This is a genomic window from Vallitalea sp. (assembly GCF_025211055.1).
Classification (GTDB): Bacteria; Bacillota; Clostridia; order Lachnospirales; family Vallitaleaceae; genus Vallitalea.
On the sequence record NZ_JAOARO010000035.1, the window covers coordinates 91326 to 105063 of the forward strand.

General features: G+C 30.1%; 13 protein-coding genes. 8 read left to right on the forward strand and 5 right to left on the reverse strand.

The genetic code is table 11. From position 1 onward, the window contains the following. Positions 1–18 precede the first annotated feature (18 nt). A complete protein-coding gene (gene lepB / locus N4A55_RS04605) occupies positions 19–609 on the forward strand; it encodes a signal peptidase I (RefSeq protein ID WP_293754329.1) in 591 nt (196 codons plus the stop codon). 81 nt (positions 610–690) lie between these two features. On the opposite strand, the gene N4A55_RS04610 is transcribed toward lepB, so the two are convergent. The 3 genes from N4A55_RS04610 to N4A55_RS04620 all read right to left on the reverse strand — a co-directional run bounded on the left by N4A55_RS04610 (position 691) and on the right by N4A55_RS04620 (position 3069). Continuing rightward, the gene (locus N4A55_RS04610) at positions 691–1371 is read right to left on the reverse strand and encodes an ABC transporter ATP-binding protein (RefSeq protein ID WP_293754330.1); all 681 of its coding nucleotides are present in this window, start codon (positions 1369–1371) and stop codon (positions 691–693) included. A gap of 113 nt (positions 1372–1484) precedes the next feature. Beyond that, positions 1485–2393, reverse strand: a complete 909-nt coding sequence (locus N4A55_RS04615; RefSeq protein WP_293754331.1) for a carboxypeptidase regulatory-like domain-containing protein — start codon at positions 2391–2393, stop codon at positions 1485–1487. Continuing rightward, entirely contained in the window at positions 2341–3069 is a 729-nt protein-coding gene (locus N4A55_RS04620) for a carboxypeptidase-like regulatory domain-containing protein (RefSeq protein WP_293754332.1), read from the reverse strand. Before N4A55_RS04620 ends, N4A55_RS04615 begins: the two co-directional genes overlap by 53 nt. 178 nt (positions 3070–3247) lie before the next feature. On the opposite strand from N4A55_RS04620, the gene N4A55_RS04625 reads away from it, so the two are divergent. Both N4A55_RS04625 and N4A55_RS04630 read left to right on the forward strand, forming a co-directional pair. Next, positions 3248–4477: an MFS transporter gene (locus N4A55_RS04625; protein ID WP_293754333.1), complete on the forward strand. Its 1230-nt coding sequence runs from the start codon at positions 3248–3250 to the stop codon at positions 4475–4477. 24 nt (positions 4478–4501) lie between these two features. Continuing rightward, on the forward strand, positions 4502–5233 hold the full coding sequence (locus N4A55_RS04630; protein ID WP_293754334.1) for a helix-turn-helix domain-containing protein: 732 nt from the start codon (positions 4502–4504) through the stop codon (positions 5231–5233). Between the two features lie 72 nt (positions 5234–5305). On the opposite strand, the gene N4A55_RS04635 is transcribed toward N4A55_RS04630, so the two are convergent. Both N4A55_RS04635 and N4A55_RS04640 read right to left on the reverse strand, forming a co-directional pair. Continuing rightward, positions 5306–6088 carry an ABC transporter substrate-binding protein gene (locus N4A55_RS04635; protein WP_293754335.1) on the reverse strand — a complete coding sequence of 261 codons (783 nt, stop codon included), beginning with the start codon at positions 6086–6088 and terminating at the stop codon, positions 5306–5308. Positions 6089–6182: 94 nt separating this feature from the next. Next, complete coding sequence (locus N4A55_RS04640; RefSeq protein WP_293754336.1) at positions 6183–7244, reverse strand: DUF6236 family protein; 1062 nt, start codon at positions 7242–7244, stop codon at positions 6183–6185. Between the two features lie 298 nt (positions 7245–7542). On the opposite strand from N4A55_RS04640, the gene N4A55_RS04645 reads away from it, so the two are divergent. From N4A55_RS04645 to N4A55_RS04665, 5 genes are all read left to right on the forward strand, one after another. Continuing rightward, on the forward strand, positions 7543–7905 hold the full coding sequence (locus N4A55_RS04645; protein WP_293754337.1) for a hypothetical protein: 363 nt from the start codon (positions 7543–7545) through the stop codon (positions 7903–7905). A 15-nt stretch (positions 7906–7920) separates the two neighbouring features. Continuing rightward, positions 7921–8583 (forward strand): recombinase family protein, encoded by a 663-nt coding sequence (locus N4A55_RS04650; RefSeq protein WP_293754338.1) that lies wholly within the window; start codon positions 7921–7923, stop codon positions 8581–8583. Positions 8584–8608: 25 nt separating this feature from the next. Beyond that, positions 8609–10096, forward strand: a complete 1488-nt coding sequence (locus N4A55_RS04655; protein ID WP_293754339.1) for an S-layer homology domain-containing protein — start codon at positions 8609–8611, stop codon at positions 10094–10096. Positions 10097–10107: 11 nt separating this feature from the next. Next, positions 10108–12495, forward strand: a complete 2388-nt coding sequence (locus tag N4A55_RS04660; RefSeq protein ID WP_293754340.1) for an Athe_2463 domain-containing protein — start codon at positions 10108–10110, stop codon at positions 12493–12495. 982 nt (positions 12496–13477) lie between these two features. Then, on the forward strand, positions 13478–13711 hold the full coding sequence (locus N4A55_RS04665; RefSeq protein WP_293754341.1) for a hypothetical protein: 234 nt from the start codon (positions 13478–13480) through the stop codon (positions 13709–13711). The last annotated feature ends 27 nt before the right edge of the window (positions 13712–13738 follow it).

Sequence of the window (13738 nt, forward strand, 5' to 3'; positions counted from 1 at the left end):
AGATTGGAGTAGAAATGAATGGTTAAAAAAATATTAAAAGAGGTAAAAGATATTATAATATTTGCAGTTATAGTTATTGTTAGTGTAGTAGTTATTCAGAGTTACGTATTGGCATCTACTAAGGTTCAACAACATTCTATGGAAACTACTTTAATGGAAAATGATTTTTTATTTGCTGAGAAGATATCATATATTTTTACAGAAACTAAAAAAGGAGATATCATTGTATTCTTACAAGAGAGACCTGAAGGTTTTTGGGGGAATCCAATAGGTATCTGTATTGAAGACACTCTAGGAAAATTCAAGAGAGATGATCCTAGAATGAGATATGTAAAAAGAATAATAGGTTTATCAGGAGATAAAATTGACATAAGAGATGGTAAGGTATATGTTAATGAGGAGCAGTTAGAGGAAACCTATACAAAAGGTATGACAGATGCTAGAAATATTGAATTTCCTTTAGTAGTTCCAGAAGGACAATTGTTTGTTCTTGGTGATAACCGAGAATATAGTTGTGATAGTAGAAATTTTGGATGTATAGATAAAGATAATATAGAAGGTAAAGTAGTTTTTAGACTATGGCCTCTTAATAAGATAAGAGCATTTTAAGACTATCAGCTTTATTAGATAAGTTGAATTAAATAATTGCTATAGAGCCAGCAATTGTTTAGTTCTATTCAACTTATACAATCAAGGAAAATAAATATATTGAACTTTTTTATTGGATGTATATATGATATAGTTTAATATATAGAGTAACTTTTTATTAAATATAGCTTCTGCTATGTCATGTGTTACTAATAAAGCTGTTTTATTTTCATTTTTTATTATAGTACCGATTTCATCTCCAGCAGATAGCCTTGTCTGGTAATCAAGTGCAGCAAAAGGTTCATCTAATAATAATATTTCAGGTTTTAATGCTAGAGTTCTTATAAGAGCTGCTCTTTGTCTCATTCCACCTGAAAGTTGCGATGGTTTATAATTCTTAAAATCATATAAACCATATTGTTTGAGTAAACTATCTATATATTCAAGATTCTTGGCAGTAAGTTTATTATTTATTTCTAAGCCAAGTAATACATTTTTATACACTGTTCTCCATTCAAAAAGGTGATCCTTCTGTAGCATATATCCTATATAATGAGAATCATTATTCATCAAAGACTTATCAAGGACAACTTCTCCGATTGAAGGCTGTATCAGACCGGATATAACCGATAATAGAGTCGATTTGCCACAACCACTTGGACCTACAATACTAATAAAATCTCCTTTATTAATCATAAGGTTAATATTTTCTAAAGTCTTTGTTTCGCCTTTTGGGGTGTGATACGTATATGATAGATTTTGAATCTTAACTAAAGGAGACATATGAACCTCCAACATATTTTTATATATACTATATTGTATTAAAATATATATTGTTATGTGTAAGATAAAATATGAAATGGTATTGATTTTCTATACAATACCATTTTTGTAAGTTATTTTTCATAAACTTGAACTGTTGATTTTATTCTATATTTACCTGATGGAACATTACCAATTAAATATTTACCTTCATTATTTGTTCTAGTTATTTGTATTAAGGTTTCAACCGTATCTTCAATAGAATAAAGTGCAATGAGTGCATTATTAATAGGCTCTTTTGTAGCATCATCAACTATAGTTCCGCAAATTATTCCAGTATTGGATTTGTCAGGTACTAAAATAATATCTAATGCTAAATATTCTTTGTCAGTAATAGCTGTTGTTTGAGATTGAGCATCAAAATATCCTATTTTACTTACTTTTATATAATAACTACCATCATCAAGATCAATAAATAGATATTGGCCTGCATTATTTGTTACGGACATTCCTATATAAATGTCTTTTGCTTTTTCAGTTTTATAAAGTTGTACAAATGCTTCATCTATAGGTACGTTTTCAGATTTAACAATACCGAAAATAATATTTTTATTAGCATTAGTGTCAGCTTTGATTTTAATATTTACGTTCGTTTTTTTATTCTTTCTAACTGTTATTGAAATAGGATTTGCAAGAGTATAACCTTCTTTAGTTGCTGCTATCATATATGAGCCTGCTGGAATTGATGTAAGAATAAACTTACCAGTAACATTAGTGGTAGTATGTGCATAAGGTTTTAAGTCGGCAGTACATAATTTTACAGTAGCATTAGGAACAGGCTCGTTATTTGATATAACAGTACCTGTAATGATACCTACATTTTTGTTGGCATTTTCTTCTAATTCTAAATTGATATGATTTTCTTGTCTACCTTCAGAAATAAATTCATCACTATAAGAAATTTTATATTCATCATAACTGGTCATGATTTCACCTCTTTCTATTTTTTGATTTAATTTCATAGAAAATAATTTCAGCATCATACTCTTTAACTACTAAGTCAAAATTGGAATTAACACTTTTTTTAACTCTATTTAGCTTAAAGATAGTTTTATTATTGTTCTTTAAGATCCTACATATTGTTTTAGGTATATACTTAGGATGTGAAACTGTTATTATATAATTATTAGATGGAATATTATATATTAAATAGTGACCTTTTTTATTGGTATAAGTTGTTGTGATAATTTTATTAGGGTTATCTTCTAATCTTAGAGTTATCTTTGCATTAGGGATATATCTATAATTATAGTTATTACAAACAGTACCATAGAGTAATACTTTTCTAGTAATAGATTTTTTATGTAAATTAAAATTTAATCGTTGTATAATATCGGGATATATTTTGATTTTTTTAATAGAAGATGTGAAAAACCGATCTTTAGTTGCAATTAATTGATATTTACCTGGAGCTAATATATTTTTGAAACTATATATTCCATATTTATTACTTTTTGTACAGTATAATGGTTTAGAGTTAATGTTCAATACTTGAATAGTCGCATTTTGAATTGGTATATCTTTATATTTTATAGTTCCAGTCAACATAGTTTTTTGCATAGATATTTTATCTAATTTCAAATCTATTCTTTTCTGCTGAAAAGGAGATAAATTAAAAGTTTTACTTTCTTTAAGTTCATAGATATCTGTAATTCGCATAATAATGTCTCCTTTAATTTTTACTATTAAACTATAGCTATCTATAATAATATATGTTTCTTTGAAAAGAAAGGTGACAGGTTGTCTAAGTAAAAGTAATTTATAGTAGAAGTATTTCTTGAAATGTGATATCATATATATTAGTTAAACTATTATATATAAAAGTAAAGGTGGGTATATGAAAAAAATTAGGCTAGAAATCAAACAGAAGAATGTTTTTTTATTATGTATTACATTACGAAATATCTTTGAAGCAATAGCTATGCCGGGGAATCTAGTGTTAACAAGTTTTATGATTTTTTTAGGGTTGGCGGATTATGAGATGGGATATATTCTTGGATTCATAGCTTTAACGAATGTGTTTCAATTATTTTCACCATTAATATATGAAAAATTTGGAAGTCCCAAGAAGATGGTATTAGTTACAAGAATCCTAAGATTTGCTATATTTTATTTGATAATGCTATTGCCTTTTTTAAAGAGTTCACGGTTTATCATTCTATTATTTATTATATTCACATCTATGTCCTTTACATCTTTCATGGGAGGAACCTTTTTAGCTTGGAATGATAGAATAATACCTATGGACAGGAAAGGAAGATATTACTCTACACGTAACTTGATAAGAAATGGTGTTGGAATAGTTATCCCATTATGTGTTGGTAGGATTCTTGACAGTTATGTACATACCACAGGGTTATTCATGATAATATTTATTGTTAGTATCATATTTGCTGTTGGAGAAATACTTATTATTGCTAAATTGGAAGATTATCCATTAGTGACTAAGGGTAAACTATCTTTGAAACAAACATTGACCTTGCCATTAAAAGATACTAAGTACAGACAGTTTATTATATTCTCATTATTATGGATGTTCGCATGGAATTTCGGTAGACCATTTTTTAATATATATGCAATAAAATATGTGAAGCTTTCCTATGGTTTCATTGCTTTTACATCTAGCTTTACGGCTATTATAAAATTACTTCTTGCAAAAGTTTGGGGAGCAGGTGTTGATCGTTATGGTTTCAAGAAGATTCTTAAGTATACAGGATTATGTTATATGGCAACTCATTTTTTATGGTTTTTTATTTCAATAAATTCTCATATAATTTACTTTTTATTTTTCTTATTAAATGGTATATTTATGATAGGATTTAATATAGCTAAGTTCAATGTTAACTTAAAATTAACTGATCATCAGCATAGACTTTCATATATGGCAGTTAATGCGGCTATAACAGCAGTATTTTCTTTTTTTAGTACTAACATTAGTACGATAATCATTAGAGTAATCGACCCAACATGGAAAATATTTTCATTAGATATTTTTCAAGTACTTTTTGGTATGGCAGGTATATTATATTTGATTGCTCTCGTTTACATAACTAAAAAAGATTTATAATACATAGAAAGGTACGGTGATAAAATGTCCTTAACGCCAGCACCAGCTTTAGAAAAAGGGCTAAAAATATTAGAAATAATAGCAAGGGAAGAACAAGTAAGTTTTAATCAGCTTCAATCAATGACGGGTTATAATGTAAGTAGTTTGAATCGTTATCTGCATACATTACGTTATCTGGACTATATACAGAAGAATTTGAACAATAAATATATAATAGGATTAAAGTTTTTTAGTTTGGCAGAGAAGAGTAATAGATGGCATTTCCTTAAGGAAGTAGCTAAAAAATATTTAGTTGATTTAAGTAATAAATACGGTATTAGTTTATTGCTAATAGGATATTCTAATGATCAGTTTATTGTTTTAACAAAACAAGCTCACAAGGATAATATTACAATGATGAGTGTTGATACTTGTCGTTACTATGAAGAATCTATTACATGGGCTTTACCATATATTGTACACTTGGAAGAAGAAGAACAGAGTCGTATTGAAGAAATATATGTAAGTAAGAATAATAATATTTTAGAACATATGAATCAGTTAAAGTCACACTTCTTAGATAATGGATATGTTCTTGATAATGGGTTCATTAATAAGAATATATTACGTATCGGAGTACCATTATATGCTGGCGAATCTAAACCTATTGCTGTATTGGGAGCAGGAACTTTCAAGCAGCATTTGGAGGATAATGTAGATGATGTAATTGAAGCTATGAAAGATACAAGTAGTAAGATAAGTGAGTTGGTTTTTTAAATATAATTAATGATTACAAAACAGGATATTAAAACTTCTGAATAGACCACCCGTATATACGGGTGGTCATGATTATTCAATATTCTTAATCGCCTCTTCAGCAAACTCTGTTGTAACAATATTATCATATTCTACTCTTTTATCTAATTCACCAGCTGAATCAAGAATGTTTTGAAGTAGGTCAAGACCTGCTTTTTCAAAATATGGGTCTTTTCTCCAAGTATCTTGTTCTTTATATCTTTGCACAATCTGAATAAGCAATTCCATATCGGTATCTTTAAATTGTGGTTTAATAACTTCAGCAATTTCTTCAGGTGTATGTTCATCAACCCAGAGTTGACTTTTATAGATAGCATTGGTGAATTTTTGTATAGTTGCTGGGTTGGCTTTAATATAACTTTTTTCAGCCATGTATGCAGTATAAGGAACTAAACCGCTTTCTATACCTAAAGATGTAACTACATGACCTTTGTCTTCATTTTCAATTTTTGAAGCAGATGGCTCGAATTCTGCTGTATAGTCTCCTGTACCACCAATAAATGAACCAGCAGTAGCTGTGAAATCAATATTAGTAATAATCTCTACATCTTCATATGGTTTGATATTATTCTTTTTCAAGATGTATTCTAGAACCATCTGAGGCATTCCACCTGGGCGACCACCAATTATTGTTTTGCCTTTCAAATCTTCCAAGTTAAATTCTTCATCAGTTCTTCCTATTAAAAAATTTCCAGCTCTTTGGGTAAGTTGTGCGAAATTGATTATATAGTCCTCTTTGCCTTCATTGAAAACGTAAATAGATGCTTCTGGTCCCATGAAAGCTATGTCTGCGTTATTTGATATTAGAGCTGTCATTGATTTATCTGCACCCCATCCTGTTGGTTATATTAGTCCATAACTATATTTTTATCACTATGTAACTTAATAAATTAAATATAATGTTGTGTTTTTATCGGAAGAGACCAGATTCTCTTGCTTTGTAGATATAAGAAAAGCCATTTTTTCTTATATCTTTATCTTTAACATTACCACAATCATATAATCCAATACCAATGGCTAGTAATGTTGTTGAAGCTATGGCGGTTAGTTTAGACCATGGAGGGAAAGGTACTCCAACAATATTTGATGCAGTTACTAGGGTTGTGGGTATACTTACTTTTAGCATTGAGTTTATTAAAGTTTTTCGTATACTCCATTTATGTTCTTTCATAATTCTTTCAATATCGTTTATTGCCATTTCTATTGATTCTTTAAAAGTGATAAGAGTTTCTTCTAATTGCTCAGGACATTCAGCTATAGCTAACTCTCCTTCAAATCTAGTAAATTCTTTTCTTAATGCCAAAAGCTCATTTTTATGTTTAAGTTTAAAATCAATTATTGCATCTAGAGGTATATTACGATTTGGTATAGGCATAGCATTACCAAAATATGATAGAAAGACTTGCTTTCCTGTATTACGTGAAGCCTTATAAGCTATATTCTGTGCAGGTCTTGAATCAGTACCAATAACCATACCATTGTCATTAGCAATAGCTAGATATTTAGCTAAAATAGACATATACCTAAAAAGAACATTCTTGTCAATTTGTAACCATCTTCCATCTAGTTCTTGTTCTATATGACCTGTTTCTTGCAACATATCTAAAATGACATTTGTAGTTTTACTTCTATGTAATAAATGCTGTTCATTAGGTAAATTAAGTTTCTCATGATGAATTAACTGTCTATTATCTTTTCTATAAGTTTGTCTATGTCTTTTTAGAACTCTTTCAAACTCAATACGTAATTCTGACTCAAAATCATGATAATGCTCCGAACAAAAAAGAGCGTCGGGTCTTACAGCAGTATATAAACCACTATCTCTTAAATATTGTAACTCTGGACTTATATAAAAGTCATTCTCATCATAAGGCATAATTGATGCTACTTCATCCCAATATAAAAGTGCATTTCTGAGCCAGATTCCATCTTTAATATCTATTTCAGGGTAATATAAAATGCTTCGCTTCATTAATTTCCTCCTCGTGGTTTTTAGTATTTTAACTGAAAAGAACTATTTTTATAGTATCAGATGAGTCATCCCAAAGCAATGATATTTTAGATTATAGTAAATAATACATTTCTAAAAGAAATTCTAAGTTTTTTATTATTATCAATAAAAAAATAACATTTTGTTCAAATAGGGTGGGTATAGAAATAACGGTTATTCATAAAAGGGGTGTGAAGCCCTAAAAAAAGAGAATATAGTGATATCTAGTATATGCATTTAGGGTATAGCCTAAATAAACATATGGAAAGGAGAAGTAGCTATGAACAAAATGACCAATAGTAAGACATCTTTTGAAAAGGAGGTGTCAGCTACAAGGAACCAAGATGATTCAAATCAAGTTATAGTTGATATGAGGTATTGCGTAGGTAAGGATGAATCAGAAGGACATTATCTTGCAATAACACGTCGATTAAGGGAAGGGGGATTACTAATATTTCAGAACCTTAGTGAATTAGGTAAAAACTCCCATCAAATACAACGTGAGTGGACAAAGTTAATACGTGAGGAGAAAGTAGATATCATTGTTCTTGAACCTCAAATAATTAGTACAATAAGCAAAGGTGATTTAGAAGCAGAATTAATATATGACACTATTTTAGGTATCTTAAGACTAGCAGGCTAGAGAGGAGAAATAGTTATGAACCAAATAACTAATAGCAAGACGTTTTTCTATGGGCGAGTATCTACAAAAGAACAAGACCCAGATAGACAAATTACTGCTGTAAAAAAGTATTGTGTAGATAATGATATATCATTAGATGAAAGAGATATATACATTGACAGACAATCGGGAAAAGATTTTCAAAGAGAAGGTTATATAACATTGAAGCGTCAATTAAGAGAAGGATACTTGCTACTTATCAAGGAACTTGACCGATTAGGTAGAAATTATTCTCAGATACAGGAAGAATGGAGAGAATTAACACGTGAGAGAAAAGTAAATATTATTGTTTTAGAAACAGACCTACTTAATACAGTGAATAAAAGTGAACTTGAGTGTACTTTGATAGCAGACATATCACTAAGTATTTTAAGTTATGTAGCTCAAAAAGAGAGAAATAAGATGTTGATTCGCCAAAGGGAAGGAATCGCAAAGGCCAAATTACAAGGAAAATATACTGGTAGACGCCCGATTGACGTTGATATGGAATTATTTGCTGAGTTATATACTAAATGGCGAGTTAATAAAGAACTTAAGGCGGTTGATTGTATGCGTCTGCTGGGAATTAAACCAGGGGTATTCTATAAGCATGTAAGAGCTTGGGAAAAGAAAAATAACATACAACTTGAATCCAAGTAATAAGAAATTGAAAGGAGAACGAAAGATGATAAATATAAGATTAAGTAAAGTGATTAAAAATATAACAACAATTTCATTAGCAGCATCAATTATGATAAACCCTATTCAAGTACTAGCTAATAATCATCAAGAAGCATTGTTAAATAGTGGAACTATAACATCAACATTAGTATTTGAAGATTTAAAAGCAAACTATAAGAAGATATTAATTGACAATGAGCAGAACATAACGAAGGAACTATATGAATCCTTATTTGTGACATGTACGCAAGAGAATTACAAACAGAAAAGCAATATGGCAAGTGCCTTTGATATTGGTTCTAGAATAAAAAGTATGGATACAGTAGATAAACTTACGGAATTTACAATAAGGCAATATAAAGATTTATCTAAAGATGCATGGTATGCAAAGGATGTAGCTCTAGCATCTGCATTAGGAATTACATATGGGTATCCAGATAGTACTTTTAGACCTAATGAAAAAGTAACAAGATTACAATTTATGGTGTTACTAGGACGAGCCACATTAGGTAAAGGTAATATGACCAAGAGAAGATTTATGTGGGAAAATGGCGATATAGATGGGACAAGTCCCTACCACTTATCCAATAATATAGCTACAAATCAGTGGTTCGAGAACGAATATAAGACAATAGCCACAAAGTTATTTCCTGATAAGGTTTATACACTAGAACAACTTAAACAGCCAATAACAAGGTATGAAGCGGCATATTGGATATACAATGTATGGGATTATATATCTATAGATAAAGAACATGATGGTAAAGTGTTGGAATATGCTATGAAAGAATCTGTTAAAAACTTTAGATTCTTTGGTGATAATATAACTGTTGCAGAAGCTGGATTATCAATGAATCAATTAAAAGAAATGAAAGGTCAGCATACTCATATTAAGAAAGAGGAAACCATGTTTGGAGAATATTACATTAATCCTATTGATGTTAAGGCTAAGATAGAGAAAGTGCCAGAATGGTATGCACTAGAGCCTATATTCTTAGAGAAGCATGGCATTATACAGGGGTATCCTGACGGAGAATATAAAGGATATAATCAAATGACAAGAGCAGAAGCTGTAGCATTTATTAATCGTGTAGCAACACCTATTCTTAGAAAAAACAAGCTTAACCAAACACCAGAAGAATATATCTATGAAAAGACAGGTGTAGAGGAATTTAAATATAGGTTAAGCATTCTATATCCTGATATAAAAGTCGTTGAGAGTAACAGGGTAGATAGGTCTAAATGGAGTATTACTATAGATGTAAGAAGAGACTTAGAACCACAATATAAGCAGACAGAAAAGTATCTATTAAGCAAGGGATATAGTAGTAGCGATATAGAACGTGTCTTAAACTACATTAAACAAAAGCAACGACTTCAAGAAGGTTTACCTGATAGGTCAAGAATTATAAGTATAGAGAATAATGATAATATTGGAATACAAGGACTCAAATGGAGTGCATGGATAGTAATAGATGAAATTCAAGAATAGGAGACGATAGAATGAACAGAACAATAAGGTTATGTATATGCATAATATTGGTATTTTCCATGATAAATATTAACATAGACGCTGAAACTATTACGTTAGATAGTATTCTTCATCAAGCAAATATTGATTTTTGTGAGATACAACGAATAGATATTAAGGTATTAGAAGACGATTTACCATTTAAGAAAAGTGAAACAGGTAAAATATCTAACGAATATGTGAATGTTGAAGTATACAATAAGTATGGATTAGTCGTATTTGGAGAACCGTATGGGGATATGGATAGTAAAGGAGAACATAGATACTTAGGTGTGACGCTTGATGGACAACCCTTCCCTAACCCTCAAAAGGAACAGGATGTAAAAGGAGTAAGTCTATTCAATTTTAAGAATTGGATAGAGAATCCTTGGAATGATAAGCAAGTAAAACAAAAGGGGGTACAAAGACCATCAATATATGATGGTGATAATGGAGAATTAAGAAAGCAATATGAAGATAATATTCGGGCAAGTTTAATAGCAAGTAAGGACTATTCACATCGATACAAGGTAAATAACTTAGATAAAAATGGAAACGATATACAATGGTATAAATATTTCCATATAGTAACACCACCAACAACTTATACTAAAGGCCTATCGTGGGCATGGTATAAAGATAACAAAGGAAAACTATGGTACATAACATTGCCTTTAGTAACAAGAGAAGAAGAAAGAAAAATAGTTATTGAGGAAGAAGAACCAGAGGATGATAGCAGTTCCATACCACCTGTAGGAGAATATCAATTCATAATACCAGAAAACTATCTCACCAAATATGTATCTGATATTTATGCTTGGGATAGCAATGATTTTAATGAAAGAGATAAAATTACATATGCAGGAACACCCCAATATCTCAATGATAATGGTAGTAAAACCGTATATGTGTCTCATTCTTGTTCTCGACCATATTGTCACACAGAGCATGGTACATACACAAGCTATTCCTACAGATCGGGCTGGGATGAGCATGGTAGTGTAGAATATGACCCCAAGGACAAAACAAAGGTACTAAGTGATGATAGATATTGGACAAAGGACTATACAGACTATTACCATTCAGATACTTGGAATCATAAATGGGATAATCAAGGGGTATTCTCATTAGCTCATAGTGTAGGAAGTATAGCTAAAGACAGTACTATAAGAAACAATAGTTTTTTTACTTCAAACGAAACAGACAGCTTTAATTTAGCTAATGTAAACGGAACAATGTGGTTATCAAGATTCTATCTACCTGATAGACCAACAATAGCATCATGGAAAAATAATAAACCTAATGCATTAAATGAATTTAATATAGGATTAATTCCAAGTACAAGTAGAGGAACTGTTGGCATAGTGAACAATAGCTTTTCAACAAGCATTTCAGCCAATGAAAGAAAATATATTAGAGACTGGAATCTAGGTGCATTCTCAAATACAACAGACTATACAACCTACTCCATTAGCAATAATAATAACAATGTTGCAGCTAATGTGCATGTGGGAGTAAAAGTATCACAGAGCTCAAAAGTTATAGGCAGTATTGTTAATAGTGGTAAATGGAGTGGTAGTACATATAAAATAATTGAAACAGATAATGATAATATAAGATTTTATCCCGAGTATAAAATGAAATATCAAGATAATACTGGGGCTGAATATGACATTTATATGGTAGGTGACAAACTTAGAGAATTTAAGGCATTGAATAGACATGATATTAAGATAACAAAAGGTAAAACATATATGGAAGGGGTATTCGCTAGAGATATTCGAGCAAAAGAATTATCCAAAAGAAATTATGGATATCCAGTCTTACCTAAAGCTGGAGCATATAATATCAAATCTGTTGAAGATATGAAAGTGACTATAACATCATATATCCCAAGGGTCAAATCATCTGTAGCATCAAGTTGGGGGTATACTGATAATTCCCAGAAAGTGCATAGTGATATTGTTAGTGATATATACAATGATTTGAAGAAAGAAAAATATGTGTTATATGTTAAAGGTAAGTATATATCACCTAAATCAAGGGATTTTAGTGGTCGATTTGGATTAGATACCGGTGTAAGCGTTAGTTCTAAGAATAATGGTTCTAAGGTGTATAATATAAAATATGATGGTACATTAAGAGCAAGTAGTTCAGCCGATAATATTCTGGTAGATTTGGATTTAAAAAATAGAATTTCAGGTGCTTTAGAAAGAGGTACTGGAACAGGTGGCTGGTATAATGAAGAAGTATCTAATGTTGAGGTAGTGAGATATGAAACGGTATTAACTATTAGAAAGCCAAAAGCAATGAGTGCTATATCCTATGGATTAGGACCTTCTATAGTAGATAATATTAGGTATATTCTAGTGGTGATGTAGCAAAATTAGCTTATGAGCCAAGGATAAAAGGGGTAACTATCAATGGATACAATATGGACTTTTCAATTAATGAGAACTTAACAGGGTTTGTTAATGGTTTTATTATTCCAGATGTGAGTGTTAATGATTTGAAATAATAAATTATGATAAATGGGGTTCAATATCCCACTTTTATTTACTTTTATATATCCCATATCTATATTTCCTGTAAGAATCCTTTAGGTGTTTGTATTTCTGATTTTAATTTATCTAAATTTATTGCTTCCACGATAATTACTCCTTTTGGTTTTTTATTTATTTTACATCTAAACTTTGATAAATGCAAATAGTTGAAGTGATGGAAAGATGATTTTTAAACTAATAGACTGTACGCGCAAAAAGAAATATGAAGTATCAATAACTTAAAATAATCACAAAATGTGAGGATGAATGTTGAATGTGAGGAAAAAAAATATCACGCGGCCCTTTTTTCTGAAAAAGGGTGTAATTTCTGGGGTTTTAAAAATAAAATAATAAGGGTAATGAAGTGTGAGGTGAAAAAGTAATAAAAATCTTCACGCGAGGGGTCTTTCTTACCTTGTGAGAAATTTATATGACATTAATTGAAAGTGATAACTGTGAAAATAAGATGATTTTTTGCATTGTTACAACAAATAGTTACTTAACATACGATAAAATTATTTCAAAAGATACGGTTAATAGGATTTCAAATAATATTTGTTACATATATTTCTTATCGTACAATATATACGAATCATAGTAAAAACCATAACGGTTCCCATTGAAAAGAATGGCGTAAGAGTAGACAAATTATATTATTGAATATAACAAAATATAGTTGTGAATGAAGATGATATATTGTAAAACAAAACGTTTCATATTATAGAAGAAGGTAAAACATAGTAGCAATAATACAAAATATAGTAGATGAGTATTTTTGATATTATGTTCGACAAAAAATGGTAAGGGAAGGGGGAAGAATGTGACTAACGATAGATTAAATAAACATGAACTGAATCATTTGATACAGATGCGAACTGAAGCATTAATAGATTCGCTTAATATTCAGACAGAAAGAAAATATCCAGAAAAACAACTAAGGGATTTTGTTAATCAAAGTCAATATTATATTGCTATGAAGGATAGAGAATCGACATGGTTTTGGACTTCTGAAGCAATTATTGCTCGTAAGATTATAAATGAACTTAATTTATAGCTTACTTGGAAATTGAAGAATAATATA

What these genes read in the sequence shown, in the direction of transcription:
- lepB (WP_293754329.1), top strand. Translation starts at nt 19, where the DNA reads ATGGTTAAAAAAATATTAAAAGAGGTAAAAGATATTATAATATTTGCA.
- N4A55_RS04610 (WP_293754330.1), bottom strand. Translation starts at nt 1,371, where the DNA reads ATGTCTCCTTTAGTTAAGATTCAAAATCTATCATATACGTATCACACC.
- N4A55_RS04615 (WP_293754331.1), bottom strand. Translation starts at nt 2,393, where the DNA reads ATGATGCTGAAATTATTTTCTATGAAATTAAATCAAAAAATAGAAAGA.
- N4A55_RS04620 (WP_293754332.1), bottom strand. Translation starts at nt 3,069, where the DNA reads ATGCGAATTACAGATATCTATGAACTTAAAGAAAGTAAAACTTTTAAT.
- N4A55_RS04625 (WP_293754333.1), top strand. Translation starts at nt 3,248, where the DNA reads ATGAAAAAAATTAGGCTAGAAATCAAACAGAAGAATGTTTTTTTATTA.
- N4A55_RS04630 (WP_293754334.1), top strand. Translation starts at nt 4,502, where the DNA reads ATGTCCTTAACGCCAGCACCAGCTTTAGAAAAAGGGCTAAAAATATTA.
- N4A55_RS04635 (WP_293754335.1), bottom strand. Translation starts at nt 6,088, where the DNA reads ATGACAGCTCTAATATCAAATAACGCAGACATAGCTTTCATGGGACCA.
- N4A55_RS04640 (WP_293754336.1), bottom strand. Translation starts at nt 7,244, where the DNA reads ATGAAGCGAAGCATTTTATATTACCCTGAAATAGATATTAAAGATGGA.
- N4A55_RS04645 (WP_293754337.1), top strand. Translation starts at nt 7,543, where the DNA reads ATGAACAAAATGACCAATAGTAAGACATCTTTTGAAAAGGAGGTGTCA.
- N4A55_RS04650 (WP_293754338.1), top strand. Translation starts at nt 7,921, where the DNA reads ATGAACCAAATAACTAATAGCAAGACGTTTTTCTATGGGCGAGTATCT.
- N4A55_RS04655 (WP_293754339.1), top strand. Translation starts at nt 8,609, where the DNA reads ATGATAAATATAAGATTAAGTAAAGTGATTAAAAATATAACAACAATT.
- N4A55_RS04660 (WP_293754340.1), top strand. Translation starts at nt 10,108, where the DNA reads ATGAACAGAACAATAAGGTTATGTATATGCATAATATTGGTATTTTCC.